This window comes from Chitinophaga dinghuensis, assembly GCF_003259435.1.
Taxonomy (GTDB): domain Bacteria; phylum Bacteroidota; class Bacteroidia; order Chitinophagales; family Chitinophagaceae; genus Chitinophaga; species Chitinophaga dinghuensis.
Window position 1 is genome coordinate 1 of the sequence record NZ_QLMA01000023.1, and the last position, 1,346, is coordinate 1,346.

Genomic DNA, 1,346 nt, shown 5'->3' on the forward strand with positions numbered 1-1,346 from the left:
TGGACTGCTCCCCAAAAGTTGGATAAAAAAATTAAGTATTTTGGAACTGAGCTCGGTATTTTACCGGGCTCATTCCATTTAGATTTAGTCTGATTCTACTGCGGTTATAATATCTGATGTAGTTTTTTAGGTCTGTTTTGAGTTCCTCTATTGATTGATACTTTTTAAGATAAAATAATTCTGACTTTATTGTGCCAAAGAAGTTTTCAATGATTGCATTGTCCAAAACATTCCCTTTTCTGGACATGCTTTGTGTAATGTTGTTGACCTGAAGGTAATGCTGGTATTGTTTCATTTGATATTGCCAGCCCTGATCAGAGTGTAATATAGGAGTTTGTGTTGGTTTCAATTTGGTTATTGCCGCTGTTAGCATTTCCCATATCAGTTTAAAATTTGGTCTTTCAGACATTTTGTAGCTAATAATTTCCCCATTAAATAGGTCAATGATTGGCGATAAATAAAGCTTTTTGTCACCCACTTTAAACTCACTAACATCTGTAGCCCACTTTGCAGCAGGTTTATCTGCTTTAAAGCTTCTATTCAAAACATTTGGGGCTATCCTTCCGGTTTCACCTCTATAGGAACGATATTTTTTCACCCGAATGAGGCTTTTAAGATTTAATTCCCTCATAAGGCGCAGTACTTTTTTGCGGTTAACTACTTTGCCCTGGTGTCTGAGAACCAAAGCAATGCGGCGATAACCTAAACGGCCCTTATGCTGTTCAAATATTTTACAAATGCGGTTTCGCAACGCCTTATCGGTAGGCTCGGCCGCATTGGTTTTTACATAGTAATAATAAGTGCTGCGAGCCAGACCCGCTAACTTTAGTAACGATGTAAGATTACCCCTATGCCTTAATTCAGTCACAACCTGCGCTTTTTGCTTGGGATAGCTTCTTCCTGCTGAATTAAGGCATGTAACTTTTTTAGGAACTCATTTTCAAGCTTTAATTCCTTTAACTGTTGTTCCAGTTCTTGTTCCCGTGTCTTAGGAACTGCAAGCTTATTTGTTTTTTTCTTAGCTGCCATTTTTTGAGACCTACCTCGATTTTCTTCGTATAGTGCTGCATTTCCTTGTTCTTTTTCAATGGAAAGCCACTTTAAAAGAACACTGTCACTGGATAAATGGAAACGCACACAGGTAGCCCTTAAAGTTAACTTTTCCCGATGATAAGCTTTTAATACCTGATTTTTAAATTCTCCTGAATAGTGATTCCTGAATGGCTTTAGCCCGTCTAGACCATGGGCCTTATAGTAATCCCACCATTTTAATAGTAATGAAGGGCTTATGTCCAGGTCATCCGATGTGGACATAATGCTCTGACCCTTTTCCACTAGTCTGATTG

Annotated in this window: 2 protein-coding genes; both read right to left on the reverse strand. The window is 38.3% G+C overall.

All coding sequences use genetic code 11. The annotated features are described in order from the left end of the window. Positions 1–31: 31 nt before the first annotated feature. Entirely contained in the window at positions 32–868 is an 837-nt protein-coding gene (locus tag CLV59_RS28730; RefSeq protein ID WP_111595557.1) for an IS3 family transposase, read from the reverse strand. Beyond that, on the reverse strand, positions 865–1,346 hold a 482-nt coding region (locus CLV59_RS28735), incomplete at its 5' end, for a helix-turn-helix domain-containing protein (RefSeq protein WP_211324049.1). The genes CLV59_RS28730 and CLV59_RS28735, both read right to left, overlap by 4 nt.